Consider the following 25,807-nt stretch of genomic DNA (forward strand, 5'->3'; position numbering starts at 1 on the left):
CGAGCCTCGCGATAGTCTTTCCGCAGTATTGTTCTATGACGTAGGCTGCGACGTCGCCAGACGCGCCGCCCCCGCACAAGTCAGGCAGCGATCGTCTTCATAATAGACAACGTCCGTAATGCAGTTATGATCGGGAAAAGCGAGCTGAAAATCCGGCTTATGAAACCAGTGTACGCAAGTTGTCCGGTGCTTCATCAGGCCCGAGTAGGCGAGAGCAAAACTTCCAGTACAGAGACCTACAACCAGCTTGCCTGATTCATGTGTTTCGGCGATATATCTAGTCAACCGCGGGTCTATGTGTTGATGCCCTTTTACAAGGCCGCCAACTACCACGAGGCAGTCAAAGTCGATCGGTCTCCGAAGAGTCTCCCAGGGGACAAGCTTGGCTCCGCAACTCGATCGAACAGGACTGAGGTCGAGGTTGAGTATTGTCCACGAGCAATACAATTGCCGGTTTCCGAAGTTGTCGTCGGCTGAAAGCCTGAGCGTATCAAGAAAGCCGGCCAGGGCGCTCAATGTGAATTCAGGTAGTAAAATGAACCCAACAGAGAGCATGCTCTCGGGGGTGTTCCTGTCATCTGTCATTGCAGGACCCACCATCTGTTGATTTGTATAGCCTTCCAACAATGTATCTGTCCTCTATCCATTACGTACCAGTCGATCATCCGTGATCGGCCCTGGAATTTATAGATTGCATGTAAAAATATACTGATAGTTGGCGTGAATGTTATGGCGCTGTCTGCGACACGTCAATACTCTGAGGATTGAACGACGTAAAGAATACATGGAGGCTATCGGATTGACAGTCATCGAAGCGAACCAGACGGTATTGCTTGGTGTGGTCATCGTTTGTGCGGTGGCGGCAAGCGTAGTGTTAGAGCGATGGAGATTCGGCAAAGTCCTGTCAAGTGCACTGATCGCAATGATGCTGGGCATGTTGCTGGTGAATGTACGGCTTATTCCAGATTCGGCGCCATTCTATGGCTTCATCTACTCCTCACTGGTTCCGATTGCACTTCCACTGTTTCTGTACGAGGCGGAGTGGAAAAGGGTTGCCACCGAAGCCGGGCAGCTTGCCAAATTGTTTGCAGCAGGAGCCGTCGGTGTCCTTCTCGGTGCTATGCTGGCTGCATTGATCGTCGATGTAGGCGAAAATTCCAAAGACTGGGCAAGCGTATTTGCAGCCAGTTATGTGGGTGGAACAGTAAACTTCCTCTCCGTAGCGACTTCTCTGGAACTTCCGGAAAAGGAAATAGCTGTTGCGCTGGCGGTTGACACGATCGCAGGTATGACTCTATTGGCTTTTTTGTTGGTGCTGCCGGTGGTGAAGGTAATTGCAGGTTTGTTTCCACAGGAAATCGGGAGTATGGGTGCGGACGCCTTAGATCCCGAGAGTCGACTGATGGATAGTATGGCAGTCAAAGCGACGTCGGCGGCAATGGGGCTGGCGGTCAGCGTTACAATTTATGTCCTATCCAGACTTGTCGCACAGGGGATTGGAGGAGAAACGTACCTGACTCTAATTGTTACAGCGATCACACTGGTGCTAGCCAACGCTTATCCGCAAACAATGTCCAAACTGCGCGCCAGTTACGGGCTTGGCGTACTGATCATGTTGGCCTTTTTCTTTATTGTCGGTGTGTCCGCGAACCTGCATGAGTTGCGAGAGTCCGGCCTTGATTTTGTTCTGTTTATCGCAACGATTATTGTTTGTCATCTTATCGCCATATTGAGCATTGCCAGAATATTCGGGTTTCGTCTGAGCGAAGCCATTGTTGTGTCATGTGCATGCGCAATGGGTCCTACGGTTGCAGCAGGCGTTGCGGGCAGCAAACGTTGGATTAATCTTGTAACCCCAGGCATTGTCCTGGGAATATTTGGATATGCGACGGCCAACTTTCTGGGCTTGGCCCTGGCAAGGACTCTGGGAGTATTAGATTGATTAGGACTAGTTCACGATATCTCACCGTCACTCGAACAGGCGGCCGAGTATGATGAAACACTATACGGCATCGGATATCGCACATCTTTGTAGCTATCCCGACTTGATCGAGGAGATGAGAAATATTTTTCTCGCAAAGGGGGACGGTGTACAGAGACAGCATTTGAAAATCGGTAGCGACGGCGCGCTCTTGATGATGCCGGCCGTCGAGGGCGAACGCTACTTCGGGGTTAAACTGACAACCGTCTTTCCCGCCAACCCGGAGCAAGGAAAGGAGACGATCCAGGGCATATTTTGCTTGTTTGACAGGTCGTCCGGAACCCTTCTCGCGACCTTTGACGCATCGGAGCTGACCGCCCGAAGAACGGCCGCAGCCTCCGCTCTGGCCGCTTCATATTTATCGCGTCCAGACAGCACGCGCCTTGGCATTCTTGGCGCGGGAAAACTTCCGGTATACTTTGTTGCCGCCTATAGGGCTGTACGGCCGATTGAACACGTCAATATTTGGGCGCGATCAGGAGAAAAAGCCGTTGCTTGCGCCCGGAGACTGACCGGGGAATTCAATTTGCCCGTGACAGTGACTGCCACGGTTGGGGAGACGATCCTTGCCTCAGACATCGTTTCTTCGTTGACCTCGAGCACATCACCATTTGTTGAGTCCAGTCATCTGAAGCCGGGATTACACATTGATCTTGTGGGGGCTCACACCCCGGCGATGTCTGAGGCCACTCCGTTGTGTTTCCAGTCAGCGCGAGTTTTCGTTGATTCAAAAGCAGGTGCGGTCGCCGAGGCCGGGGACCTGATGGAAGCGATAAGGGTGGGGGCACTGGCAACATGTGATATCGAAGCAGATTTTCGTGAACTGGTTTTATCTCCAAGCCTTGGTCGTCGGGAGGGTGCGGAAATCACACTGTTTAAGTCTGTCGGAGTGGCCGCCGAAGATCTCGCTGCAGCCACGCTGATATATGAGACGGGACAATCTGGTTTCGATGGTACTGTTGCAGGTGCTCCCGCCTGCAGTCCGCGTTAGAAACCGATGACATCCCACGATAAAGCCATTGGCCGCCTGGGCGGCATGAGCTGGCTGAGCATGGTGGGCAATTGGCTATGGTTCAAAACTACAGTGAAGGAGAGGGTTCATGAACAAAATGCTCACAGGTTTATTGGCCTGTATTGCCCTCGGCCTGCAAGGGCCGGCAGTCGCCGACGATGCCCTGCACCACGCCCGGGAGTTGCTGGAAAAGCACCCGCTGATCGACGGCCACAACGACCTGCCCAACGTCATCCGTGAGCAGGGCCGCGCGGTGGAAGCCGTTGATCTGCGCGGCGAGGTGTCGACGGACACCGATATACCTCGCTTGCGGGAGGGCGGCGTGGGCGGCCAGTTCTGGTCGGTATACATTCCCGGCACGGAGGAGGCTGGGGAGGCGGGGTTTGCCCGGCTTCAGCTCGAGCAGATTGATATCGCGCGTCGCATCGTGGCCCGCTATCCCGACACTTTCTCTTTTGCCACCAGCGTGCAGGACATAGAGCGGGCACGGGAGCGGGGCAAGATTGCCTCACTGCTGGGCATGGAGGGCGGGCATGCTATCGAGAACTCGCTGGGGGCGCTGCGTATGTTCTACGCCCTGGGGGTGCGCTATATGACGCTGACCCACTCCCAGAGCAATACCTGGGCCGACGCCGCGGCACAGGACGAACACAATGGCCTGACGCCTTTCGGCGAGGGAAGTAGTGCGCGAGATGAACCGTCTGGGCATGCTGGTGGATCTGTCCCATGTCAGCCACAAGGTCATGCACGACGCGTTGGATGTCGCCGAGGCGCCGGTGATCTATTCGCACTCCAATGCCCATCAGCTGACGCCCCACATGCGCAATGTGCCGGACGCGGTACTGCGCCGCCTGACCGCACCAGGGTGGTCGGTGCCGGACGCCTGCAGGGACTGGCCGCAGAGGGTTACGAGCTCATTATAAACCTGCTGCCCGACAGTAGCGAATACGCGGTGCCCGACGAGGCGACGATCGTAACCGGGCAGGGCGTGGGCGATTATTATGTCCCGGTGGATTTTCAGGCGCCGGCGGTGGCCGACTATGCGGCCTTTTGTGAGGCAATGGACGCCGCCGTTGAAGACAAGGTTCACACCCACTGCGCCGCCAATTATCGTGTGAGTGCGTTCTATTCCCTGTACGCACAGAACCGGGGCCTGTGGGGCGAAGATAAAGCACAGGCGTTCATCGAGGACCTGTGGGCGCCGGCCGAGTATCCGGTGTGGCAGAACTTTATTCGGACCATCCGGGGGTAACCCGGGTAACAGGAGACAGAGTATGGGTCACTACGCCAAGCCTACACGTTCAACCATTATTCCTACTCTGCGGTATCGCGACGCCAAGGCTGCCATCCAGTGGCTGTGCGATGCCTTCGGTTTCGTACGCCACCTGGTTGTGGAGGACGGGGAGGGCGGTATCGCCCACGCCCAGCTCGTTTTCGGCAATGGCATGATCATGCTGGGCCAGGCCCGGGATGACGCTTTCGGCAGACTGCAGTCACCGCTGGCCGACCCGGCGGGGCCGGTGGCGCAGAGCCCCTACATCATCGTGAGCGATGTGGATGCCCATCATGACCACGCCAGGGCCGCGGGCGCGAAGATCATCATGCCGCCCAAGGACCAGGATTACGGTGGACGTCTATATTCTTGCCGCGACCTGGAAGGCAATCTGTGGAATTTCGGCAGCTACGACCCCTGGGAGGACTGATCTGACAGAAATAGCGTTTTACAGCTTCCGACAGGCTCAGTGGCCAGATCCTTGGCCGTGGCATAGAGCAGTACTTCGCCAAGCTGTCCCGGGAGAAGTGGGGAATTTCTTCGCAAATCTATTTCAGGTTCAATTGCCAGGAAACCCTGAAGCGGTCACAGACCCAGCCATATCTGCGGCTGAAGCCGTAATCGTCCAGCGGCATCATTACTTCACCGCCGCCGGAAAGCTGGGTAAACAGCCGCTCCAGTTCGGCTTCGTCCTCGCATTCCACGAAAATGGACATCGCCGGCGTGAAACTGAAGTCGTGTTTGACCGGGCTGTCGATGCAGATGAATTCCCGGTCCCGCAACCGGAAACGCGCCATCATGATGGAGTCTTCCTTGCCCATTTCGCCTGGGCCGTAACGCCTTACGTCGGTGATGGCGGCATCCTCGAACAACGAAACGTAGAAGTTCATGGCTTCTTCGGCGCTGCCCTCGAACATCAGATGCGTCAGGATTTGCTGTGCCATGGGATTACTCCTCGCCAAAGCGCTGTGTGTAGAGCTGCTCTGCTGCATCGAATGCCGACCAGAAGCCGCGCGGCGGCCGGCCATTGAGCTGATCCGCGAGCAGGCCCAGATGCGCATGCCAGCCACCGGCCACGTTGATCATGGTGTCGCGGTCGAACAGGCGCTCATGGGTAACAATCAGCAGTACGTCGTCTTCCTGAGAAATGAGTTCAAACGTCACTGCCGAGTCCTCGCCGCATTCTTCGGGCCAGGTGAAACTCAGCAAGTGGGGCGGCTCGCAGCGCGTGATGCGGCAATGGTTTACATGCCCGTCCACGCCGCACCAGCGCTGGGGCGTTTCTTCGTGGGAAAGCTGGCTGTGCCGGAACAGCAGATCCAGGCCGGTGCCGGGCCGTGGGTCCAGTTCGCCCGCGGCCAACCACTTTGCGCGCTTGTCGGAATCAACCAGGTATGTCCACACCCGTTCAATGGGGCCGGGCAGCAGGCGCTTGATGCGGACCGTTGCCTTGTCGATGCGCTCGCCCGGTAGTTCCTGAAGGCTGAGTTCCGCCATGTCATTCACTCCTGTTGTTCCATGATTCTGTAAGGGCCTCGGGATGGTGATCCGGCACCAGATCCAGCCGGATGCCATGTTCCAGCAGCGCCTTGAGGCCGGCCAGCACCATGGTGAAGCCGCTCATCGAGTCGATGGCCTGGGTGACAACTTCATCGTCGCTGCCTTGAAAGCCCGAATTCGATATCTTTACCAGGGTCGCTGCGTCGCCTTGAGGGATGAACTGCCACTCCACGGGGCAGGGCGGGTCGTCCCACTCGATGACAATCCGGTTATCGAGTTCAACCGCCTTTACCTCGACCTGAGAGGAGACCCCGTACATCTCCCATTCCCAGGTAATGGTCTTGTCCGGTTCCAGCCTTCCGCTGGACCTGGTGAACCAGAATTTTGTCGTGATCGCAGGATTTACGAAGGCCTCGAATACCTCTGCAACCGGTTTGCGAATGAGCATTTGAGTACTCACGACGGGGGCATTCTTGAGTGGCATCAGGCGCCTCCTTCGATGGCATCGATTTGCGCCAGCATGCGGCCCCAGCCGCCTTCGACCCGGTCGATGTAGTCCGCCCATTCGGCACTCATTTCATGAATGATGGTCGCAACACAGCCTTTATTGTCAGGCTCCAGGGTAAGAGTGACAGTTGAAAGGTTTTGCCTTTCATCATTCTCCGAGGTGAACCAGGTAAACACCAGCCGGTGTGGACGATCCATTTCCAGGTAACTGCCCCAGTGAACCGCCTCACCTTCATCGCGCATATCCGAAAAGACAAACCGTCCGCCGGGCCTGGCATCGAGCTCGACACGCCGTACATCGCCAGCCAGGCCCGCTGTTTTCAGCGCGGCAGACATCCAGATCCGGATTTTGTCAGGATCGAGCCAGGCATCGAATACCCGTTCGGCAGAAACGTCCATGCGACGGCTGACACGTGCTGACACGGTTTCCCTTGTAGTCATGAATCCTCCTTGCTGTCTGTGGATGCTCCGGCTTCATCCTCGGATCTGAGCAGGGCTTCCAGCGCCTCCAGGCTACGGTTCCAGAAGCGCTTGTAATAGCTCAGCCATTCGTGGACTTCGGCGAGGTGACTGGCATCCAACTCGCACCAGTGTGTGCGGCCGCGCACGCTGCGCCGCACCAGGCCGGCGGATTCCAGCACCTTAATGTGCTTGGAGGCGCCGGCCAATGACATGGCAAAAGGTTCGGCGAGATCGCTCACGCGCTGCTCGCCCTCAGTGAGACTGCGCAGCATTTCGCGCCGCGTGGGGTCGGCCAGGGCGCGGAAAATGTTGTCGAGTTGTTGTGAATTTTGCTCAACCATGTGGTTGATTATAGCGGCGATCCTGATATATTCAACTATATGGTTGAATTAACTTATGGGGATTTTTTGGCCATGTCGAGTTCATGCTTGGTAGTTCGACTAAACAGTGAACGACAATCTGTAGCAAAGGAGATCAAGTCATGACGAAACCCATGGCCGGCATCGCGCGACAGCAGGAGGCCTAGCTATGTGTCCCGCCTGTATTACCACACTGGCCCTGGCCATCGCTGGCAGTACTGCTGCCGGTGGGGCCTCAGCTCTGGCGATACGCCGCTTTATCAACCGGCGTGCCAGGCTGCCCGACGCACCGCAACGAAAGGAGTATTGAATATGAGTAACGACGAGAAACAGATTGTTGCCCTGATCGACAGCTGGGTAGAGCATGCCTGCAACGGAAGTCTCGACGGGGTCATGGCTTGCTATGCGCCTGACGTGGTGGCCTTTGATGCCATTGTCGCCCTGCAATTCAAGGGTATCGATGCCTACCGCAAGCACTGGGAATATTGCATGAGTTTCGCCGAGACGATGGGCGACATGATCATGAAGATCCCCGAAAAGAGCGTCACCGTCGGTGGCGATGTAGCTTTCTGCCACTACCTCTCTATCTGCGGCTGCCGCGATGGAAACGGCGAGGAACAGACCGGCTGGATGCGCGGCACGGTCTGCCTGCGCAAGAGCGACGGCCAGTGGCTGATTGCGCACGAGCACTACTCCGTACCCTTCGAACCGGAGAGCATGAAAGCCCTGACCGAACTCGAACCCTGACAGGAGACCCGTGATGAGTGATTCAGAAACCGCTATGCCACCCGTCGTTTCCCGGGGTGAGTGGCTGGCTGCTCACGAAAAACAGCTGGAAAGGGAAAAGGCGCACACCCGGGTGCAGGACGCCCTCAACGCCGAACGCCGCCGGCACCCGATGTACCGCATCGACAAGGACTACGTCTTTGACGGCTCTGACGGCAAGACCAGCCTGCTGGATCTTTTCGATGGCCGCCGCCAGCTCATCCTCTACCACTTCATGTTCGGCCCCAATGCCGAGGAAGGCTGCGATGGCTGTTCCATGGTAGTGGACAACATGTGCCATCCGGCACACCTGCATGCCCGCGATATCAACCTGGTGCTGGTATCGCGCGCGCCACTGGCGAAAATCGAGCCCTTCAAGCAGCGCATGGGTTGGAGCCTGCCCTGGTACTCGTCTTTCGACAACGACTTCAGTTTCGATTTCGGTCTTGGTCATAAAACCCCGCGCCCCGACGAATGCCAGGATGGCGAGATGTTCGGGATGAGCGTTTTCCTGCGCGACGACGACGGCAACATCTACCGGACCTACTTCACCCAGCACCGTGGGGTGGAATACCTGGGCAGCAGCTTCAGTTATTTCGATATAGCGCCCTACGGCCGCCAGGAAGACTGGGAAGACTCGCCCGGGGGCTGGCCCAAGGGTCCCCGGTATTCCTGGTGGCGCCACCACGACCGCTATGAGGCCTCACTAACATGAGGAAGGTGCGCTTCCTTCGTCAGCGCACCCTATGGAGTTCTGCGCTTATGGAATGAGACCGTCCCACTGCCGGTGGTCATCAGAGATTCGCGCGGGCTCACAGCCGCATAGGGTGCGTTGAGGCACGAAACGCACCGGGTATGGCTCGGAGCGATTGTGGTGAGAGGTGGTGCCGCTGGGCGTGTTCTTTGTCGGCATGGCTTGTAAGTCAAGCGAAAACCGGCCCATCCCCGCTAATTGGATAGAGCCCCGGGATCTTCGATGAAGAGGTGGTGCCCATGCTTGAGATTTTGGAAGCTTTTGATTTAAAAAGGAAAATATGGTAGCTACGGGTAGACTTGAACCACCGACCTCAGCATTATGAATTTGGCTGGATATTTTTAACTGATTGATTTTATTAACTTAAATACGAACACCCACAGCGAATTTCCCGCACAGAGCACAACAAATCAGAGTAAGTCCCGCAAATCTCCCGCAGGTTCCGTCCTGGTTTTTCTGGCGCACGATCAATGCGCCTCTTCATATGTCGCGATCTACTAATCGAGACGTATAGAGTGAGCCAACGCCAAGTTAGATGTTCACAAAAAGTCGTTGTTCAATATTAATGAACATAGTATATTCATGAACAGCCGCTCATCATCTGAATTTTAGGATGCGCTTAACTCCATGAACCGACTGGAAATGGAATACGACATACTGTACGGAGCTATCAACGCTCTACGTACGGAAACTGCGCTGCAGCTCGATGTTGTTGAGGTTGACGTGCGCAAGGGTAACAGGCATATCGATGCGATTCTGCAGATGCCTGGCAACGGTACCCAATTGCTGGCCGAAATCAAAAAGTGGGCAACGCATATCAACATTGGAGCAGTGATTAACCAGCTCCAACAGCTTGCCACTCCTGATGCAGGCCTTCTCATCGCAGATTACGTTAACCCGAACATGGCTGAAAAGTTGAGGGAGGCCGGTATTCAATATATTGATGTGGCGGGTAATGCCTACCTCAACCAGGCACCGGTCTATATCCATATCAAAGGGAACAAACCGGAGTTGCGGGTTGGGACCAGAACAAAAACCGGTAAAGCATTTCAGCCCGCCGGGATGAAGATCGTGTATGCGTTCTTGCAAGACCGTGAGCTAATCAATGCGCCTTACCGTGAGATAGCCGAACAGGCTCAGGTGGCTCTGGGTACAGTCGGCTGGGTTATTCGTGACTTGCTCGAACAAGGTATGCTTGTTGAGGACATCAAAGGCACCCGACGGCAGATAGCTGACTACGACCAATTGTTGGACAAATGGGTGGAGGCGTATCCACACAAACTAAAAGAAAAGCATCGTCTGGGAACCTTTACGACGGATACTCCTGATTGGTGGCAAGGCGTCCATCCAGAGGAATTTCAGGCTGCCTGGGGAGGGGAGGTGGCCGCTGGCGAATATACAGGCTACCTGAACGCAAAAGACGCGGTGGTGTACATCGGCAAAGCACGGATGGCTGATTTCCTGAAGCACGCCCGGCTGAAGAAAGCCAAGCCAGATGAAAAGGCGGGTCCCAAGATAGACTTGATTGAACCCTTCTGGAAACAGAAGACCGGGACGGTACGCCCAGGGCTGGTACATCCGCTCATCGTGTATGCAGACCTGGTGGCGACCGGCGACCCGCGTAATCTTGATACGGCTAAAAGGCTTCGTGAAAAATACCTTCGTTAATATTGCTGGGAAATTGCCACGAGGCCTGGTGGAGCTGTATAGCGATATGCGCGAGGTCGCGGATAGTCTGGGTATCGAATTCCTGGTGGTTGGCGCGATGGCTCGGGATTTGGTGCTTGTTCACGGCTTCGGCTCAACAATAGAACGTGGCACCCGGGATGTGGATTTTGGCATTAACGTAGCCAGCTGGCAGGATTTCAATACACTGAAGGAAAAATTGATCGAGCATGGCTTCACGGAAGACAGACAAAAACCTCATAGCCTGACCCGTAATGACTCCGAGGGCTTACCCTGGGAAATTGATATCGTACCTTTTGGCAATATCACTGGGGATAACAGCACCGTGAGCTGGCCGCCTGATCAGACTTTCGTAATGTCTGTACTCGGATTCACTGAAGCCATGGAAAGTGCATTTACCGTGCATTTTAGCGAAAACTCTGATGCGACTATTCTTGTCGCCTCCCCGGCGGGCCTGGCTATTCTCAAGTTGGTGGCCTGGGTCGATCGGGAGATAGAGGTCAAGCCAAAGGACGCCATGGACTTGAGCTATCTAATCGAAAGCTATACCAAAATCCCGGAAATTCTTGCGGCAACTTATGAAGAGGGCTGCATGGAAGCTCAGGATTGGGATGAAGTGAAAGCCAGCGCCATGAAGCTCGGTCGAGACGCGGGAGCGCTAGCGCTCCCGGAAACCAAAGTGTTCTTGCAGGATCAATTATTCGGTAGGGCGCCGGAAGTGGAACAATTCTCACGGCACATGCAGAGATCACGCGATATTAGCCTGTCTGATTCTGCTGAGCTCCTGGAAATTTTTGCAGGGTCATTTTTGCAGCAAGAGACACCTCAATAATGTTCGCACCCAACGAAACCAATTACTTGGCCTGACCAGTTAACCAGGTGCGGAGGAAGTTGGGCAGCAAAGGGATAGCAACGCTAAACAAATCGATGGCAGGGATTTTTCTTCTGGATGTTACGGAATGCGAACTGCAGCACATGTCCTTCCTCGCCCATTAATGGGAGTGTGTGTAGAATACTTTGGGGCCGCTTTCGACCGAGGCTGTGTGAAAAGTCCTATGTTATAATTAACCGTCCGTCTAAGGGATTGGGGGAGCGCGTAGATGAGTGGATTCATTCGCGGTGAAAGTCGACAGCAGTCGGCTTTATTTCCTGAAAGTCTCGACGACTATATTTCCGAAGATAATCCCGCCAGGCTTCTGGATATATTTGTGGATTCTCTAGACCTCGGCGCATTGGGTTTTGATCGAGTTAAACCAGCCCCTACGGGGCGTCCGGCATATCACCCCTCGATTCTCCTTAAAATCTACATCTATGGTTACTTGAACCGTATTCAGTCGAGTCGACGCCTTGAACGGGAGACCCAACGCAATATCGAATTGATTTGGCTGACAGGCCGTTTAAGTCCAGATTTCAAAACGATCGCCGATTTCAGAAAAGATAATGGCGGAGCAATTCGCAAGACGTGTAGTCAGTTTGTCATTCTTTGCCGTCAGCTCGAACTATTTGAGCACTCGACTCTGGTTATAGATGGCAGTAAGTTCAAGGCAGTCAATAGTCGAGATCGAAACTACACGCCTGGAAAGCTAAAGGCTCGCATTGCCCAGACTGAAGAGCGTGTTGTCCGCTATCTTGACGAACTTGATCGGGCCGACCGGCAGCCTGACTCATTACCTCAGGCGCGCATTACACACTTAAAGGAGCGTCTGGAGGCCGCAAAAGGGCTGTTGAAACGGCTGGATTCCCTCAGCGAGATTATTGAACAGTCGCCCGATCACCAGGTTTCCCTGACAGACCCGGACGCCCGCTCTATGGCAACCAGTGGAAAAGGCACTGGAATTGTAGGGTACAACGTGCAGGCAGTCGTGGATGCGAAGCACCACATCATCGTAGCTCACGAAGTGACAAACCTGGGTCACGATCGATCTCAGCTGGGTAATATGGCCAGACAAGGGAAGCAGGCTGTAGCCAGGGACGAAGTCACTGTCTTTGCAGATCGTGGTTATTACAGCGGCGTAGAAGTACTTGAGTGCGACAAGGAAAATATTACCGCGCTAGTTCCAAAGGTAATCACGTCAAATAGTAGGGCAGCAGGGCGTTTCGACAAACGGGACTTCGTCTATGTCGCCGAAGTAGATGAATACGAATGTCCAGCCGGCAAGAGAGCGAAATATCGATTCCGCTCTGAGGAAAAAGGTTTGGACATCCGACTCTATTGGTCCTCTGATTGTCCGGCCTGCCCAATCCGCGAAAAATGCACGACGTCCAGCTATCGACGAATTCGCCGGTGGGAACACGAGGCGGTGATGGACCAGATGCAAACTCGGTTAGATAATCTACCTGAAGCAGCAAGGATACGGCGACAAACTGTTGAGCACCCATTTGGAACACTAAAAGCGTGGATGGGTGCGACGCATTTTTTGACTAGAACGCTACCAAAGGTGAGTACCGAAATGAGCTTGCATGTATTGGCCTACAATATGAAGCGTATGTTGAGCATTTTCGGTACGCAGCGATTGGTGCAGGCGATCCAGACCTGAAAACCTGGCCGCTTTATTCTTGAGAAAATAATCGGGTCGATTGGCTAGGATTTGAGATCGGTAATGAGTCAACTTTTTGGTGGGTTTTCACACAGGCTGGACCCAAAGTGGAAATTAGAGATTTGCTAATACTAATAAATTGGAGCATCCAAATCGACTCAGTAGCCACTGACCACGCGACGTTTTTGAACGAGGTGTAAAAATAGTGATATGAAATTCTTGAAGGGACGCCGTGACGAATTCGAAAAGCTCAGGGACGAAAGTCCATGGGAAGACAAAGCGGATATCATCCAGCGGCAGATGGCGGAAGTCTTTGGGGCCAAGAATCTATCTTTCTTAATGGGATCTGGTTGTTCTTCACTGAGAAATGGCGACGATGAGCTAGGAATTTCGACGATGAAATTTCTGGCAGAAGAATTTCAGTCGCTGCTCGCCACGGAGCCCGCCGATGATGGAGGAGAGGCCTTTGTCAGCCCTGCGCAAAAGGCTGAACTCAATAACAAACTTGGTATTGACCTTTCCGCCGATGACGTGAAGGGTAATATTGAGCAGATGATGGAGGTTCTCATCAATGCCCACCAATTCTGCAAAGCAAGTAAAAAGGGCGAACTGAGTTCGGTTCTCACTCTGATTGATCAGATAATTGCAGGTATTAAAGAGTTCGTTCTGTTCAAGTGCACTACAGGCCCCTTTTCCAATGGCGATGAAAGCGTTGTCACGCACTATCAGCGTTTTTACCAGTCCCTGGCGACGCGTTCGCGCGGTCTTGCGCCGCCCTGGGTGTTCACGACCAATTACGATCTTTTCAATGAACGTGCCATGGATCGCTCAGGCATTCCATACTCCAATGGCTTCTCAGGAACCGTAGAGCGCAAGTTCAATCCTGCCACCTACAGATTTGCACTGGCAGAACAGTTGGACATTACCTCGCGTCGTTGGGCTGCTGTTGATGGATTTGTACACTTCTGCAAGTTACACGGCTCCGTCAATTGGACTGAAGAGGAAAAAGGTATCTTCCCCATCCGAGAATCGCACACACCGCTTGATCCATCGTTAATTGCTCGTGAGTCAGGTTTGACGCAGTGCTCATCGCAAACCAAATGTGTCTTGATCGGATTTTGCGAGCGGTAATCGTAGAGGTAGGTGTTACTGGCCTTGCGGCCGGCCCGACGTTCAAACGAAGCGGCCATTTTCTCCATTTCATATTCGTGAGACCCAAGATAGTCAAGAGGCAGGGGGACTGGTGGCCGAAATCAAAGTTTGGCCACGGATACCGACATTGGGTCAGTCAAAAGCCAGCTGCAACAGCTTGCTACTCCTGGTGCGGGCCTTCTAACCGCAGATTACGTCAACCCGAACATGGCTGATAAGTTGAGGGAGACCGGTATTCAATATTTTGATGTGACTGGCATTGCCTACCTCAACCAGCCCCCGATTTATATCCATATCAAAGCTAACAAGCCGGAGCTAAGGGTTGGGACCAGAACAAAAGCCGGTGAAGCATTCCAGCCCGCTGGGATGAAGATCGTGTACGCGTTCTTGCAAGACCGCGAGGTGATCAATGTACTATACCGTGAGATAGCCGAACTGATTCAGGTGGCACTGGGTGCCCTTGGCGAGGTTTTTCGTGACTTGCTTGAACAAGGCATTCTGGTCGAAGAGATCAACGGCGCAAGGCGGATAGCCGACTACGTCCAACTGTTGGACAAATGGGTGGACGCGTATCCACCCAAGTTAGGAAACAAGCGGCGTTTGGGGATCTGCACGACCGATTATCCTGATTGGTGGCAAGGCATTCGGCCAGAGGAATTTGAGGCTGTCTGGGGACGTGAGGTGGCCGCTGTCGAATATACCGGTTAACTGAACGCAAAAGACGCAGTGGTATACATTGGCAAAGTACGGACGTCTTATTTCCTGAAGCACGCCCAGCTTAAGACAGCCAAACCAGATAAAAGGATGGGTCTCAAGCTAGACTTGATTAAACCCTTCTGGAAACAGAAGACCGAGACTATACGCTCAAGGCTAGTGCACCCTCTCATCGTGTATGCAGACCTGGTGGCAACCGGCCACCCGCGCAACCTGGATCCGGCCAAAAGGCTTCGTGAAAAGCACCTTCGTTAATATTACTGCAGCCTGAGCTGACTGCGGAAAGTATTCCTGGCTGATCGCTCTCGGTATTCGACGCTGCACGGTGTGGCTTCGAGCGACTAATCTAAACCCACCCACATCTCTTGCGACCGGTTGACCAGCCTGCAACACGGTTTGCGGATTCTACGCTTTTATCTTTTTCGAGCCGACGAGGGGATGCAGCTATGCAATGAAGCCACGAGACTATAACATGCATCCAGTCTGCTTCTTAATATGGTTCGCTCATGTCTAGGACATCGCAGAAGAGCCAGATTCCGACCCGCACCGATGCTTGCCGGGTCTTTTTTCCGTTGGCTGCGTTATATGGCGCATTGGCCGGTTCGCTATCCGTCCTGGCCATGACCGGCAGCAGCTGGCCGGCGGGGCTGGTGGGCACCGGCCATGGGCGGGAGATGTTCTTCGGTTTTGCCCTGGCGCTGGTCAGCGGTTATCTGCTGGGACCGTTATCCCGGCGCTCGCTTCTGGCACTCGCGGGGCTCTGGTTGGCGGCTCGCGTCGCCGCTGTGGCACTTCCGTCGTCGCTGCCCGGTCAACTGTTGAGTCCGCTCTTTGCCCTGATACTGGGTGCATTGGTCATTCCCCGTTTCCGACACGCCCGCAAGTGGCGCAACAAAGCTGTCATGCCGCTGCTTGGCGCGATCATCATAATGCCGTTGCTATGGCTTTCGGCTGTCCGGATGCCACTGGCTGAGCTGGGCGCGCTGCTCTTTGCGTCATTGATGCTATTCATGGGCGGGCGTCTGATTGCGCCGGTCGCCGCCGGTGCCTTTCGTGAACGCGGCCTGCATCTTGATGCAAGGGTGCAGCCCCGACTCGAGGCATTGATGTTGCTGCTCCTTGGTGCGGCAGTTGTAACGCTCTCAATTCCTGTCACCAGGGCCGCGTCCGGTACCTTGATGCTCGTAGCGGGCCTCGTGGCCACTATCCGTCTTCTTCGCTGGTGTCTTTGGCAGTGCCGACGCCCCGACCTCTGGGCTGCCGGTGTCGGTTACGGCTGGGTGGCTCTGGGCTTGGCCGTGTTCGGGGCAACCCTGCTGCAGGGAACGGGACAACGAACGGCACTGCACCTGGTGACCGTAGGTGGGTTGGGAACTCTCGCTTCTGTTGTCATGGCTCGCCAGCATTATCAGCGCCAATGGAAGCGTCCGCCTCCGGCTCTGTTGATGCTTGGCATGATGCTGTTGATGACGACGGCGACCTTGTCACGGCTGGCAGCAGACATCGTTAGCGGCGTTCGAGTGGAAGCACTCTGGCTGGCAGCTGTGGCCTGGTCGGTTTCGCTTGTCTGGCTAGCCGCGCATTTGTTACTTGATGTGCCTAATTCGAGGGTGATGGCGACCGCCGGGCCTGAAAGAACGCACCCTGTTTAAAATGGCTTTTTCAGTGCTATTTCGTTTTAAGGATGTAAGTAATGACTGATCCGATCCAACTTAAGCGTGTCTACGATCCAGTGGAAGACGAAGACGGCGCCCGGATTCTGGTGGATGGTGTCTGGCCACGCGGCGTGCGCAAGGCGGACCTGCGGTTGGACTGGTGGGCCAGGGAATTGGCGCCGTCGACTGAACTGCGGAAATGGTTCGGCCACGACCCTGACCGCTGGGCCGAATTTCGCCGCGGCTACCGCGACGAACTGACCCAAGTGCCCGAGGCGCTGTCGAAGCTACTCGATTATTGTCGACAGGGCCCAGTCACCCTGATATTCGCTGCCCGGGACCGCGAGCACAACCAGGCAGTGGCCCTGCGGGAAGTGTTACTGGCGGAGAGGGAAGAGGATGAAACCCCAAGTGAGAATGCCTCGCCAGTGTGTTACAACCAATCAGGCTCACAAAAGTAAATGGAGACAGGTCATGATTTTCACGAGCAAGCGATTTTTCGCCATCGGCGCTTTGTGCCTCAGTTGTTTGGCCCAAGCTGCATCAGCTCAAGACGTCACCGCTGAGTTGCCCCCTGAGGTCCGCTCGTTGCTGCAGAAGGAAATGTTGCAAATTGATGCGGCCATGAAAGTCATCCATGGCTCTATTGTTCGCGGAGAACACGAAGTCGTCGAGAAACAGGGCAAAGCGATCCATGACAGCTTCATTCTGCAGCAATCTATCACCCCGGAAGGGCGCAAGGCGCTGAAGAATGCTGTTCCCGAGGGGTTTCTGCAGCTGGATCAGGGATTCCACGCGCTGGCTGCCCAGCTATCCGATAGCGGGGGCAGGGAAGACACCGCGGCTCAGCTGAAGATATTCGGGCAACTGACGCAGGCCTGTGTTACCTGCCACAGCCGTTACGTCAGCGAGCGTTTCGACGGGCTCGATGCACAGTGAGGGCTGCCGGGACGCAGATCCCGGCTATCCCGGCAGACAGTACCGGTCGGACCTATTCGTCTCGCCAGTAGTCATTGGCTGCTGCTATAGTGCTGAAGTGAACTGCGATCACCTTGGATGCATCAATGAGCGCATCTGGATCCTTTGCATACTGCCTACGGCCTTGCTTCAGGGCGTCGATATCCGGCTGTGTAGTCTTCACGCCCATGCGGGAAAGCTTTACCGCCAGCTCAAAGCCCTGCTCGGGAGTATCCGTCTGCAGTGTAGGCAGCCAGCTGTCGGGACGATTGGGCTCGGCAAGCGCGTTTACGGGAAGAATCAGCAGTCCCGCGACCACCATCGAAAGTAGCAGTGTAGATACCGATTTCATATTGCACTCCTTTTGTCGTGGTGCCGGCCCTTCCCATTGGAAAAAGCCCTCAAAGTTCCATAGATCTGTCCACTGGTTGCATCCTCGTCGCCAAGCGTAATGCCGATGCGGCCGGGTATGGTGGATGACGGGTCTGGCTGCGCTCCACAGATTTTGCTTTGGGTGGCGGACGGCATCATAAGAGGCATATAATATACATCTATCTCAAGGCGCTTTGAAAGCCTTGTGAAAATTTGGCTCGCGACCTCCGGCAAACAAGAGTACGTTCACGCCAAGCGCTTTCGTTTTCATGCGGAGAAAAACTATTCATGGCTTTTCGCCAAGTAAAAGAGTTGCTGCAATGGGTTTGCGATTTCCATGCAAGTCTGGCTGCCAGGTATACGCATTTAGCCAGCGACCAGGACGACGAGCGTATGAAAATGGCGCTGGATTTTCTGGCCGACCGAGAGCGGCGCATGCGGGAGAACATTGAAAGGTACCTTGAAGATGACAAAACCGGAGTACTTGATACCTGGCTGATCGACAGCGCGGATTTTGTGCACCCTCTTGTGCTGGACCGGATTCCACATTGCGTCGATTGTCGCGATGTGCAAGACATTCTGGCTAACGCCATGGCGGCCAATCAGACGCTTAAGGACATGTACCGTATGCGTGGAGAACTGGCACAGATTCCCAGCGAGACAGAACTGTTTAACGAACTGGTGAAGAATCAGGACGCCGAGATGCGACTTCAAGTGCGTGATATCGGCCGACTGGAAATGTACTGATTGGAGTAAACTATGGCTTTGCACCACGCGACCCCTGGGGAGATAGTAGACGTTCGCCCTTTGGGAAAAGATCTGTGCGACTCCAAGAATACAACTCTGCTGCGTTCAGAGCACTTGCAAGTGTTCCGCGTGGTGTTGCTCGAAGGGGAAGAGTTCAGTGATCACGCCGTCGTCGGCGAGATCACGGTACAGTGCCTGGAAGGCCTGGTAGATTTCCGTATCGGGCAGGACAAGGTCCAGCGGCTGTCTTCGGGCCATCTGCTTTATCTGGATGGGGGGCAACCCCACGCCCTGAAGGCACTGGAAGATGCCTCGGTTCTGGTCACGATCTATCACCCCAGACACCCTGGTGAACTGATGGATGGTGCCACTCTTTAAGCCCCACTCTCCAAGTGATGCATGTTTTCGACCCGGCTCCAGTTGCTGCTGGAGCATATGTTGGTGGACGAACAGAGCAGGCTTTCCCCCACCGCTATACTCAGCCTAGCCAGATACGGCAACGGCTTTGAAAGCACCTCGAAGGGCCCCTCGGTTCACTTGGTCGTTCGCCTACGTTGTCAAATGTAGCGTTATCAGAGAAAGGAATGCGGAATGAGCGGGGAACGGCCTGATGATTGGAGCCCGCTGGGTGCATCGATCCTGAAGGACCAACGACGAGCCTACGATGAGATGCGAGAGCGGTGCCCGGTGGCTCACAGCGAGTTCATGGGGTGGTCGCTGTTCCGCCATGAAGAAATTGCTGCCGTCCTCGCCGATTCGGAGACGTACAGCAATGTATCGCAATTCCTGGCCATCCCGAACGGAATGGATCCGCCGGATCATGGTCGATACCGGAAAGCACTTGATCCCAACTTCGATCGGGAACAGATGGCGAGGGTTGAGCCGCTTGCCCGCGGAATCGCCGCAGGCTTGCTGGGACCGTTGCACTCTGGTATCGAGGTAGAGTTCATCAATGCTTTCGCAACCCCTTTTGCTTTGAAGACGCTGTGCGCCATTCTCGGTTGGTCCGAGCGGCAGTGGGACTGTCTTGGCGGCTGGGTACATGGTAGCCAACAGGCCGCCTTCAACAAAGACCCTGTTGCTGGCAAGCATCTCGCGAGTCTCTTCTCCGAGCACGTCAAAGCCAACCTGGATGCACGACTTGATTTCCCCAACGATGTAGCCGATACAACCGATGCGCTGATGAGAACCGAAGTCGACGGCGTACCGCTCGATGACGATCAGATCGTGAGCATCCTGCGCAACTGGACGGCCGGACAGGGCACCGTCGCTGCTAGTTTGGGCATCCTGGTCCTGCACTTGGCTCAGGAGACCGACCTTCAGGAACGTTTGCGGAAGGATCCATCGCTCGTTCCCGCAGCCATTGAGGAAATTCTGCGAACGGACGGTCCGCTCGTCGCCAACCCAAGGATCACGACGCGGGCGGTCAAGATTAACGGTCGATCAATCCCAAAAGGTGCACATCTCACACTGATGTGGATCGCCGCCAATCGCGATCCACGCGCATTTGAAGAGCCCGGTGCAGTCAAGATCGAGAGAGACACGGCCGATGGCCTGGTTTGGGGCCAAGGCATTCACTTTTGCCAGGGAGCCCCTCTCGCCAGGCTCGAACTGCGGGTGGCAATCGAGGAATTACTTGCCAAAACGAAGGGCTTTGAGTTGGTCGGTGACAACGATCCAGACCGCGATGTCTTTCCCGGTAACGGGTTTGCCAATCTTCCTCTGCGGTTCAGTTAAAAGCCCAATCTGCGTGTTTAGAAGAGTGAACGACTCGATGGAATGCGACCGTTCACGGTGCGCTGCCCCCGCGACAATGAATAAGGAGACGCCGCGCTCACGATGACTGCACTGTCCGGAAATGCTGAGCGCGTTTGACCATGTCGGTCATTTGATCTGCGGCCCTTTGGGTGAGAGGGTGCTGGATGAAGCCTACTCTGGGTGCGATAGCGCTCGCCATTTCCCGGACTACCTGATGCTGTCGATCTGACCCTTCGACGAGCAGCGCTATGACCAGGTTCTCCAGCGCAATCACGCGAATCCGGAGATGCACCAATTCGGCGTTCGTCATTTCAGGCATGTCAGCTTGGGTTTCGTGTTGATACGATCCGCCCTCGTTATCCCACCTCGACAGTGCCATCTGGGATTGGAGGCGGTCCCTTTCCATCGTGCTCGAGCTTGGATTAGCCATTTGCGCAACAACTCTGCCAGTATGTGTGTTTGAGGACTACACAGCTTATCCTTAAGGCTGAAAAGGGTCTGTTGGACAGCGAACAGTCCGAAATCTCCGCCCACTGTATTCTGGACCTAGCCAGGCACGGCAAACGTTTTGAGGGCCTCAGTACCTTCGAGGAGATTTATATGACTGCCTATCGGATTCTCGGTCGCACAACTGCGATATCTGCTTCACTAATGCTGGCGGTATTGGTGTCCACCCCAAGCGCAGCGCATTGCGACAGCATGAGCGGCCCTGTAGTCAAAGATGCTCAAACAGCCCTCGCCGGCGAGAAGATTGACTCCGTACTAAAGTGGGTTGGCGAGGACGATGAAATCGCAATCCGCGAAGCGTTTGAGATGGCGCTGGCGGTTCGCGGCGAAAGTGACGTCGCCATGAAGGTTGCCGATAATTACTTTTTTGAGACCCTGGTCAGGATTCACCGCGCCACCGAGGGTGAGGGATTTACCGGACTGAAACCGGCTGATAGCGTTGATCCGGTGATTACTGCTGCTGACCGTGCGCTAAAAAGCGGCCAAGGTGGGAAGCTCGCCGACGCCACCGCAGCTGCGGTACGCGAAGGTATTTATGAACGCTTCGCGGACGCCTACAGCAAGCGCCAGGTGGCCGAACAGTCGGTGGAACAGGGTAGGGAATATGTTAAAGCGTATGTCGAGTCCACACATTTTGTCTTGGGTGTGAACCACCTCGTAACATCAGGGCCCAGTCATAAGCATGTGGAGATGGGAGCGAGTCTATGATTGAGGTCCAGGTCTACCGCTACAATCCTGATTTGGATAACGAGCCTCGGATGGAAAACTACCAGGTAGACGACCGTTTCCGCCAGCGCATGGTGCTGGATGTGCTGGAGCACCTGAAAGAACGCGATCCCAGCCTGACCTACCGCCGCTCCTGTCGCGAAGGTGTTTGCGGCTCCGATGGTATGAACATCAATGGCCAGAATGCCTTGGCCTGTGTATCTCTGGTGTCGGATATACTGGCGGGCACCTGGGTCGCGCAGAAAAGTAATTACGGCAGTGGGGTGGCCTCGGTAAGGAAGGCACCGGATGCATCGCTGGTGATTCGACCCCTGACCGGTATGCCGGTAATACGGGATCTTGTGGTGGATCAAACGCACTTCTTCGAGCAGTATCGTCAGATCAAACCCTGGCTTATCAATGATGAGCCTCTACCGGCGACAGAGCGGCTTCAATCTCCCGAGGAGCGCGCCCGCCTCGACGGGCTCTACGAATGCATCCTCTGTGGTTGCTGCACCTCCGGCTGTCCGTCCTGGTGGTGGAATCCAGACAAGTACCTCGGCCCGGCGGTCTTGTTGCAAGCACAGCGTTTTCTGGAGGACAGCCGGGATACCGCTGGAACCGAGCGGCTGATGGCCCTGGATGATCACTATAGTGTCTTTCGGTGCCGTGATATCGAGAACTGTGCCCAGGTCTGCCCCAAGGGGCTCAACCCGATGCAGGCGATCAGCGGTATTCGCCGTCGCCTCCTTAGAGAAGGCACCTGACTCCCAACTTCATCATGAATGCAGGAGGGATTGCGGATCTAGCTGTTCAGAGCCATACGAATTACATTCTCCTCCTCAGCTCAACAAACGCATCATCGGGACTTTCGGCGAACAATGGATCCAGGCGTTCGGGTAGGCGCGAAGCCACCACCTGCCATTCGGCATCGCCGAGTACTTTCTCCATTACGGGAAACAGCCTTTCCTCCTCCGTCTGCAAGTGCTTGCGCGACATTGCGAGGTAGCTGTCCAGAGCTTCCTGCGTCTGTTCTATGGGGACAGGCTGATCATTGACAATCATGTTGAATAGAGTCGAAAGACGTTCGGTGGCCTGCTCCAGAGTCTGATGCTGATCGTGGATGAAATCGTTGACCGATTTGTCGCCCAGATCCCGCTCAACCATCAATGCGATTGCCTCTTCCTCCAGCGGGTGATGATAGATTCTTGGATAGTCGTTCAGATAGGCAATGATATCCAGGATCAGCAGGAGGTCAGGTTCGATCGTCGAATCCATGTCGTAGCGTGCCACCTGCTCTTCAAGCATATCAAAGAGCCTGTTCAGGTTCCGGTGGTCACGGCGCAATCGCTTCATAGGTGCGTACATGAGAAGTGCCCTTGACAGTGTCGTAGGTGACGCACAGCTCCATTACAAAGCTGATGGTGGCTGCTCACAATGACTGGAATCATGGCTTGTACTCGACTAAGAGCCATTCTCCAGAAAAGCGTTTGGCGGTGTCGATACTAACAAACTGGTGGGCATCGCACACACCGCAGGAATGAGAGTGCTGGAATGAGAGTAGCCTATCGGGTGCGTCGTTTGCATTGTCGATGGCAGGACTTCTGGTTCTGTGGTCGATAGCGGGAGCGAGCCAACGATTCAGGATTTAGCCTGCCTTGCCGTCGGCTCGGGGACTCCATAGCACTGGCAGGTAGCGCCAGAGAAAGAGAATGAAGGCGGCGACCCAGGCGAAGCTGGATAGAGTAATCCCCCACTGCCAGGGGATTACTGCAAAGACGGTCAGCAGTCGCGCCGCTACGGCTACTTGTATCAGACCGTAGGCCGTCACCATTCCGGGCAATAGTCGCAGTGGTCGCCCCGTATGCCCCAGGGCGACTCGGGTCATGACACCGAGAATCAACCCGCCCATGGCCCCGATGCCGAGAGCATGCTGCCAGCCAGTCGCGGGCCATCCCAGGCCATGATGGCCCGCCAGTAACAGCAAGGCTATGGGAATCCACAGCAGCGATAGGTGTAGTATCCACAATAGCGGCTCCTCACGGACAAGCCAGCCCCGCCACAGACTGAGCCGGATCAGTGTCAGTCCGGACGTAACAACGGCAAATAATGACACCATAAGGTAATGCTCGAACAGAGTGGAGACGAGAAGAAAAAACAGGCTGACCAACAAGGCCCCCTCGAGAATAGGCAGGGAGCGTACCTTCTCCGCATTACCCCCATGAGTGCGCAGCCAGGAGGCCGAAAAGGTGGGTGTGATACGTCCTCCAACGACAAGCATCAAGGCGCCGGCAAGAACCAAACCTCCATTGGTAAAGACGACCGATTGCCCGACCAGGCTCCCCATCTCCATCAGCCAGAGAAGAAAGAGAATAAGCAGCAACACCAGTTGTCGCCACTGGCGGGCACCGATTATGCGGCGAGCGGCGTCGAAAGCAACAAGTGGTAGAAACGCAAGATCGAACGCGATACTCCAGCCCGCGAGTCCCTCTCCTCCAAAGGTGGCGGTGACGCGGCCGCCCAGCCAAATCAGCCACAACAGCGCCAGCGGTGCGCCGTGAAGTCGTTCTGTACTTGTCCATACACAGACCGCAGTCAGCAGGAGGCCGGCAATGGCAGGGTTGAGAAACCCGAAAAGCATTTCATGACGGTGCCAGGTCAGCGAGGCATGGGCGAAAGGCAGAGACACCACGCCATTCATGTGTAGTGCCCACAGCGATACTGAGAGCACTGCCCACGCGGCTGCCGAAGCAAAAAATATGCGGAATGGATAAGCGAATAATTGTGCTAATGGGCGCATGTGTTTGCTACAGCCTTGTGATGGTGGTGTCTCATCGAGATCGTCAGTGAATACAGGATCTCGAGGTTTCGCAGACGATTGGCGTCGTTTGTTTGGCAGGAGGATTCCAGGTGCCACTACCAATCCGTTTCTTGCGCTTCAGCATGGCCACTCCCAGCCCCCCAAAGGAGAGCAGGCACAGCACCACCAGTACCATCAACAGGTCTCTCGCCTGGCGGCCGACCAGCGGGGTGAGGAAGTTCCACTTGTGCAATTGGCTGAAGCTGTAGCCCTCCCAGCGATCGGTCGGTACTGCCCGATCCACCAGGGCGCCGTTGGCGGGGTCGATGAACGCCGTACCGGCCTGGTCTGCCTGATACGCTACCCGCCAGACCGGCAGACGTTTGTTGCGAAAGTCGTAATCGGGGCCGAAGGCGGTTACCAGCTGGGTGGCCTTGATTGCCGCAGCGTCCAGGTTGAGGTGAGCGGCGGCGTAATGCCGAGCCAGCTCCTCATCGGTCAGTTTAGAGGGCGCTATCGAACCCACCGCTATCAGCCGACCCGGTTGCTCGGTGGGTGTGCCGTCGAAGCGTCCGTGGTGACCGACGTGTTGTCCCGGATTTCCGCTGGGCTGACCGAGTCGCCAGTACAGCTGGTGCCCGGGACCCTGCAACAGGGTGACACTGTTCAGGGGCTTATCGCCCAGGTCGGCAAATATTCCCGAAAGCATTTGGGTGCCCTGGTCAAAGGGCCAGTCACGCAGATCAATGGCCGTTGGGTAAGCCGCGGTTGTATCCTGGGCCTCTCCGGCGTGGTGCAGCAGGTGATAGAGACCGCTGCTGGAAAATGCCAGCAACGGCAGCCATAGCCCCAGCGCCAGACGGCGGTGCCAGCGGCGGGGCGTTTGGGGGATGGCGCGGGAGGGCAGAGCCAGGACCAGTATCACGCCCGCCAGGCTCATCAGGATCAGGGCTAGGCACAAACCCAGCAGCAGGGCTACTCGAACGGGTTCCACGCCATCCAGCCAGCTAAAGCTGTGCAAATTGCGAAAGAGCGCTTGCTGGGTAGTGCGGAAATTGTTGCTCAGGCTGGCCAGGGCGTTGAGTTCGGTGTGTACGTAGGCTGTCAGGCGGTCGGGTGTGTCAAAGGTTACGCGCCACACTGGCAGCAACCGATTGACGTCTGGGTAGCCGTTGTCGAAATTCGTCTGTAGGCTAATCTCGCTGATCGCCGTTGCCTCAAGACCCGTGTAGTGGCGGGCCAGCCACTCGGCCTGCCGGCGATCAAAGCCCGCCCGTTCGACACCGGATTCCAGATCGAAATAGCGTCGCTCGGGGTTGCCGGCTTCGGTGACCTGCAGCTGGTTGCCCGCGGCAGTCGGTAGCAGCTTTACGAGTGTTGCCTCGGCGATATCCTGGCGTGCCAGGACGCGGGACATTGCCTCTAGGTCGCCGGTCTGGAAGTGGCCCTGGGGCGGGAAGAAGACTGCCTGCTGCGGGCCGAACCAGGTCATCAATGGATGAGTGAGGCCGGACAGACCGAGAACCAGCAGGGCCAGGGCTCCGAACCAGCCCAGTCGGCGGTGCCAGCTTCGGCCGGCGTGAATCAGGTTTGTGCGATTCATG

28 protein-coding genes and 1 pseudogene are annotated in these 25,807 nt (G+C 55.5%); 19 read left to right on the plus strand and 10 right to left on the minus strand.

Annotated elements, in window-relative coordinates:
- Positions 1–33 precede the first annotated feature (33 nt).
- Positions 34–627: an AraC family transcriptional regulator gene (locus tag G3T16_RS15050; RefSeq protein ID WP_163495952.1), complete on the minus strand. Its 594-nt coding sequence runs from the start codon at positions 625–627 to the stop codon at positions 34–36.
- Positions 628–799: 172 nt separating this feature from the next.
- Here G3T16_RS15050 and G3T16_RS15055 point away from each other — a divergent pair, with 172 nt between their 5' ends.
- The 4 genes from G3T16_RS15055 (at position 800) to G3T16_RS15075 (ending at position 4,696) form a co-directional block, all read left to right on the plus strand.
- The gene (locus tag G3T16_RS15055) at positions 800–1,942 is read left to right on the plus strand and encodes a DUF819 family protein (protein ID WP_163495953.1); all 1,143 of its coding nucleotides are present in this window, start codon (positions 800–802) and stop codon (positions 1,940–1,942) included.
- A 49-nt stretch (positions 1,943–1,991) separates the two neighbouring features.
- Positions 1,992–2,972: an ornithine cyclodeaminase family protein gene (locus G3T16_RS15060; protein WP_163495954.1), complete on the plus strand. Its 981-nt coding sequence runs from the start codon at positions 1,992–1,994 to the stop codon at positions 2,970–2,972.
- 109 nt (positions 2,973–3,081) lie between these two features.
- Positions 3,082–4,245 (plus strand): membrane dipeptidase, encoded by a 1,164-nt coding sequence (locus tag G3T16_RS23400; protein WP_269473235.1) that lies wholly within the window; start codon positions 3,082–3,084, stop codon positions 4,243–4,245.
- 22 nt (positions 4,246–4,267) lie between these two features.
- Complete coding sequence (locus G3T16_RS15075; RefSeq protein ID WP_163495956.1) at positions 4,268–4,696, plus strand: VOC family protein; 429 nt, start codon at positions 4,268–4,270, stop codon at positions 4,694–4,696.
- Positions 4,697–4,814: 118 nt separating this feature from the next.
- Here G3T16_RS15075 and G3T16_RS15080 read toward each other — a convergent pair whose 3' ends face one another.
- From G3T16_RS15080 to G3T16_RS15100, 5 genes are read right to left on the minus strand one after another with little or no spacing between them, the layout of a single operon-like run.
- On the minus strand, positions 4,815–5,210 hold the full coding sequence (locus tag G3T16_RS15080; protein WP_163495957.1) for a VOC family protein: 396 nt from the start codon (positions 5,208–5,210) through the stop codon (positions 4,815–4,817).
- Positions 5,211–5,214: 4 nt separating this feature from the next.
- Complete coding sequence (locus G3T16_RS15085) at positions 5,215–5,763, minus strand: SRPBCC family protein (protein ID WP_163495958.1); 549 nt, start codon at positions 5,761–5,763, stop codon at positions 5,215–5,217.
- 1 nt (position 5,764) lies between these two features.
- The gene (locus G3T16_RS15090) at positions 5,765–6,250 is read right to left on the minus strand and encodes an SRPBCC family protein (protein ID WP_197911694.1); all 486 of its coding nucleotides are present in this window, start codon (positions 6,248–6,250) and stop codon (positions 5,765–5,767) included.
- A complete protein-coding gene (locus G3T16_RS15095) occupies positions 6,250–6,714 on the minus strand; it encodes an SRPBCC family protein (RefSeq protein ID WP_163495959.1) in 465 nt (154 codons plus the stop codon). Before G3T16_RS15095 ends, G3T16_RS15090 begins: the two co-directional genes overlap by 1 nt.
- Positions 6,711–7,076, minus strand: coding sequence for an ArsR/SmtB family transcription factor (locus G3T16_RS15100; RefSeq protein ID WP_197911695.1), 366 nt, complete (start codon positions 7,074–7,076; stop codon positions 6,711–6,713). The genes G3T16_RS15095 and G3T16_RS15100 overlap by 4 nt, the downstream gene beginning before the upstream one ends.
- A gap of 330 nt (positions 7,077–7,406) precedes the next feature.
- On the opposite strand from G3T16_RS15100, the gene G3T16_RS15105 reads away from it, so the two are divergent.
- The 10 genes and pseudogenes from G3T16_RS15105 to G3T16_RS15155 all read left to right on the plus strand — a co-directional run bounded on the left by G3T16_RS15105 (position 7,407) and on the right by G3T16_RS15155 (position 17,296).
- Positions 7,407–7,841, plus strand: a complete 435-nt coding sequence (locus G3T16_RS15105) for a YybH family protein (RefSeq protein WP_163495960.1) — start codon at positions 7,407–7,409, stop codon at positions 7,839–7,841.
- Between the two features lie 13 nt (positions 7,842–7,854).
- Complete coding sequence (locus tag G3T16_RS15110) at positions 7,855–8,574, plus strand: DUF899 domain-containing protein (RefSeq protein WP_163495961.1); 720 nt, start codon at positions 7,855–7,857, stop codon at positions 8,572–8,574.
- 666 nt (positions 8,575–9,240) lie between these two features.
- Positions 9,241–10,281, plus strand: a complete 1,041-nt coding sequence (locus G3T16_RS15115; protein ID WP_163495962.1) for a type IV toxin-antitoxin system AbiEi family antitoxin — start codon at positions 9,241–9,243, stop codon at positions 10,279–10,281.
- A complete protein-coding gene (locus tag G3T16_RS15120) occupies positions 10,262–11,131 on the plus strand; it encodes a nucleotidyl transferase AbiEii/AbiGii toxin family protein (protein WP_163495963.1) in 870 nt (289 codons plus the stop codon). The genes G3T16_RS15115 and G3T16_RS15120 overlap by 20 nt, the downstream gene beginning before the upstream one ends.
- A gap of 268 nt (positions 11,132–11,399) precedes the next feature.
- Positions 11,400–12,836 (plus strand): IS1182 family transposase, encoded by a 1,437-nt coding sequence (locus G3T16_RS15125; protein ID WP_163495964.1) that lies wholly within the window; start codon positions 11,400–11,402, stop codon positions 12,834–12,836.
- 210 nt (positions 12,837–13,046) lie between these two features.
- Positions 13,047–13,967: an SIR2 family protein gene (locus G3T16_RS15130; RefSeq protein ID WP_197911696.1), complete on the plus strand. Its 921-nt coding sequence runs from the start codon at positions 13,047–13,049 to the stop codon at positions 13,965–13,967.
- A 387-nt stretch (positions 13,968–14,354) separates the two neighbouring features.
- Positions 14,355–14,957: pseudogene (locus tag G3T16_RS22050) on the plus strand (type IV toxin-antitoxin system AbiEi family antitoxin).
- A gap of 251 nt (positions 14,958–15,208) precedes the next feature.
- Positions 15,209–16,354 (plus strand): NnrS family protein, encoded by a 1,146-nt coding sequence (locus G3T16_RS15145; protein ID WP_163495967.1) that lies wholly within the window; start codon positions 15,209–15,211, stop codon positions 16,352–16,354.
- A gap of 41 nt (positions 16,355–16,395) precedes the next feature.
- Positions 16,396–16,818, plus strand: coding sequence for a DUF488 domain-containing protein (locus tag G3T16_RS15150; RefSeq protein WP_163495968.1), 423 nt, complete (start codon positions 16,396–16,398; stop codon positions 16,816–16,818).
- A gap of 13 nt (positions 16,819–16,831) precedes the next feature.
- Positions 16,832–17,296: a cytochrome c gene (locus tag G3T16_RS15155; RefSeq protein ID WP_163495969.1), complete on the plus strand. Its 465-nt coding sequence runs from the start codon at positions 16,832–16,834 to the stop codon at positions 17,294–17,296.
- Positions 17,297–17,348: 52 nt separating this feature from the next.
- On the opposite strand, the gene G3T16_RS15160 is transcribed toward G3T16_RS15155, so the two are convergent.
- Positions 17,349–17,666, minus strand: a complete 318-nt coding sequence (locus tag G3T16_RS15160; protein WP_163495970.1) for a hexameric tyrosine-coordinated heme protein — start codon at positions 17,664–17,666, stop codon at positions 17,349–17,351.
- A 308-nt stretch (positions 17,667–17,974) separates the two neighbouring features.
- Here G3T16_RS15160 and G3T16_RS15165 point away from each other — a divergent pair, with 308 nt between their 5' ends.
- The 5 genes from G3T16_RS15165 to G3T16_RS15185 all read left to right on the plus strand — a co-directional run bounded on the left by G3T16_RS15165 (position 17,975) and on the right by G3T16_RS15185 (position 22,170).
- On the plus strand, positions 17,975–18,433 hold the full coding sequence (locus G3T16_RS15165) for a 2-hydroxyacyl-CoA dehydratase (protein WP_163495971.1): 459 nt from the start codon (positions 17,975–17,977) through the stop codon (positions 18,431–18,433).
- Positions 18,434–18,562: 129 nt separating this feature from the next.
- Positions 18,563–18,811 carry a cupin domain-containing protein gene (locus tag G3T16_RS15170; protein WP_197911697.1) on the plus strand — a complete coding sequence of 83 codons (249 nt, stop codon included), beginning with the start codon at positions 18,563–18,565 and terminating at the stop codon, positions 18,809–18,811.
- A 213-nt stretch (positions 18,812–19,024) separates the two neighbouring features.
- Positions 19,025–20,170, plus strand: coding sequence for a cytochrome P450 (locus G3T16_RS15175; protein WP_163495973.1), 1,146 nt, complete (start codon positions 19,025–19,027; stop codon positions 20,168–20,170).
- Between the two features lie 522 nt (positions 20,171–20,692).
- On the plus strand, positions 20,693–21,406 hold the full coding sequence (locus tag G3T16_RS15180) for a DUF6448 family protein (protein ID WP_197911698.1): 714 nt from the start codon (positions 20,693–20,695) through the stop codon (positions 21,404–21,406).
- Positions 21,403–22,170 carry a succinate dehydrogenase iron-sulfur subunit gene (locus tag G3T16_RS15185; protein WP_163495974.1) on the plus strand — a complete coding sequence of 256 codons (768 nt, stop codon included), beginning with the start codon at positions 21,403–21,405 and terminating at the stop codon, positions 22,168–22,170. The genes G3T16_RS15180 and G3T16_RS15185 overlap by 4 nt, the downstream gene beginning before the upstream one ends.
- A 61-nt stretch (positions 22,171–22,231) precedes the next feature.
- Here the strand turns inward: G3T16_RS15185 and G3T16_RS15190 are convergent, their stop codons facing one another.
- The 3 genes from G3T16_RS15190 to G3T16_RS15200 form a co-directional block, all read right to left on the minus strand.
- Complete coding sequence (locus G3T16_RS15190; protein WP_163495975.1) at positions 22,232–22,759, minus strand: hemerythrin domain-containing protein; 528 nt, start codon at positions 22,757–22,759, stop codon at positions 22,232–22,234.
- A gap of 292 nt (positions 22,760–23,051) precedes the next feature.
- Complete coding sequence (locus G3T16_RS15195; RefSeq protein ID WP_163495976.1) at positions 23,052–24,203, minus strand: NnrS family protein; 1,152 nt, start codon at positions 24,201–24,203, stop codon at positions 23,052–23,054.
- Between the two features lie 43 nt (positions 24,204–24,246).
- Positions 24,247–25,806, minus strand: a complete 1,560-nt coding sequence (locus G3T16_RS15200) for a hypothetical protein (protein WP_163495977.1) — start codon at positions 25,804–25,806, stop codon at positions 24,247–24,249.
- Between the last annotated feature and the right edge of the window lies 1 nt (position 25,807).

It is taken from the genome of Kineobactrum salinum (assembly GCF_010669285.1).
Lineage (GTDB): Bacteria > Pseudomonadota > Gammaproteobacteria > Pseudomonadales > Halieaceae > Kineobactrum > Kineobactrum salinum.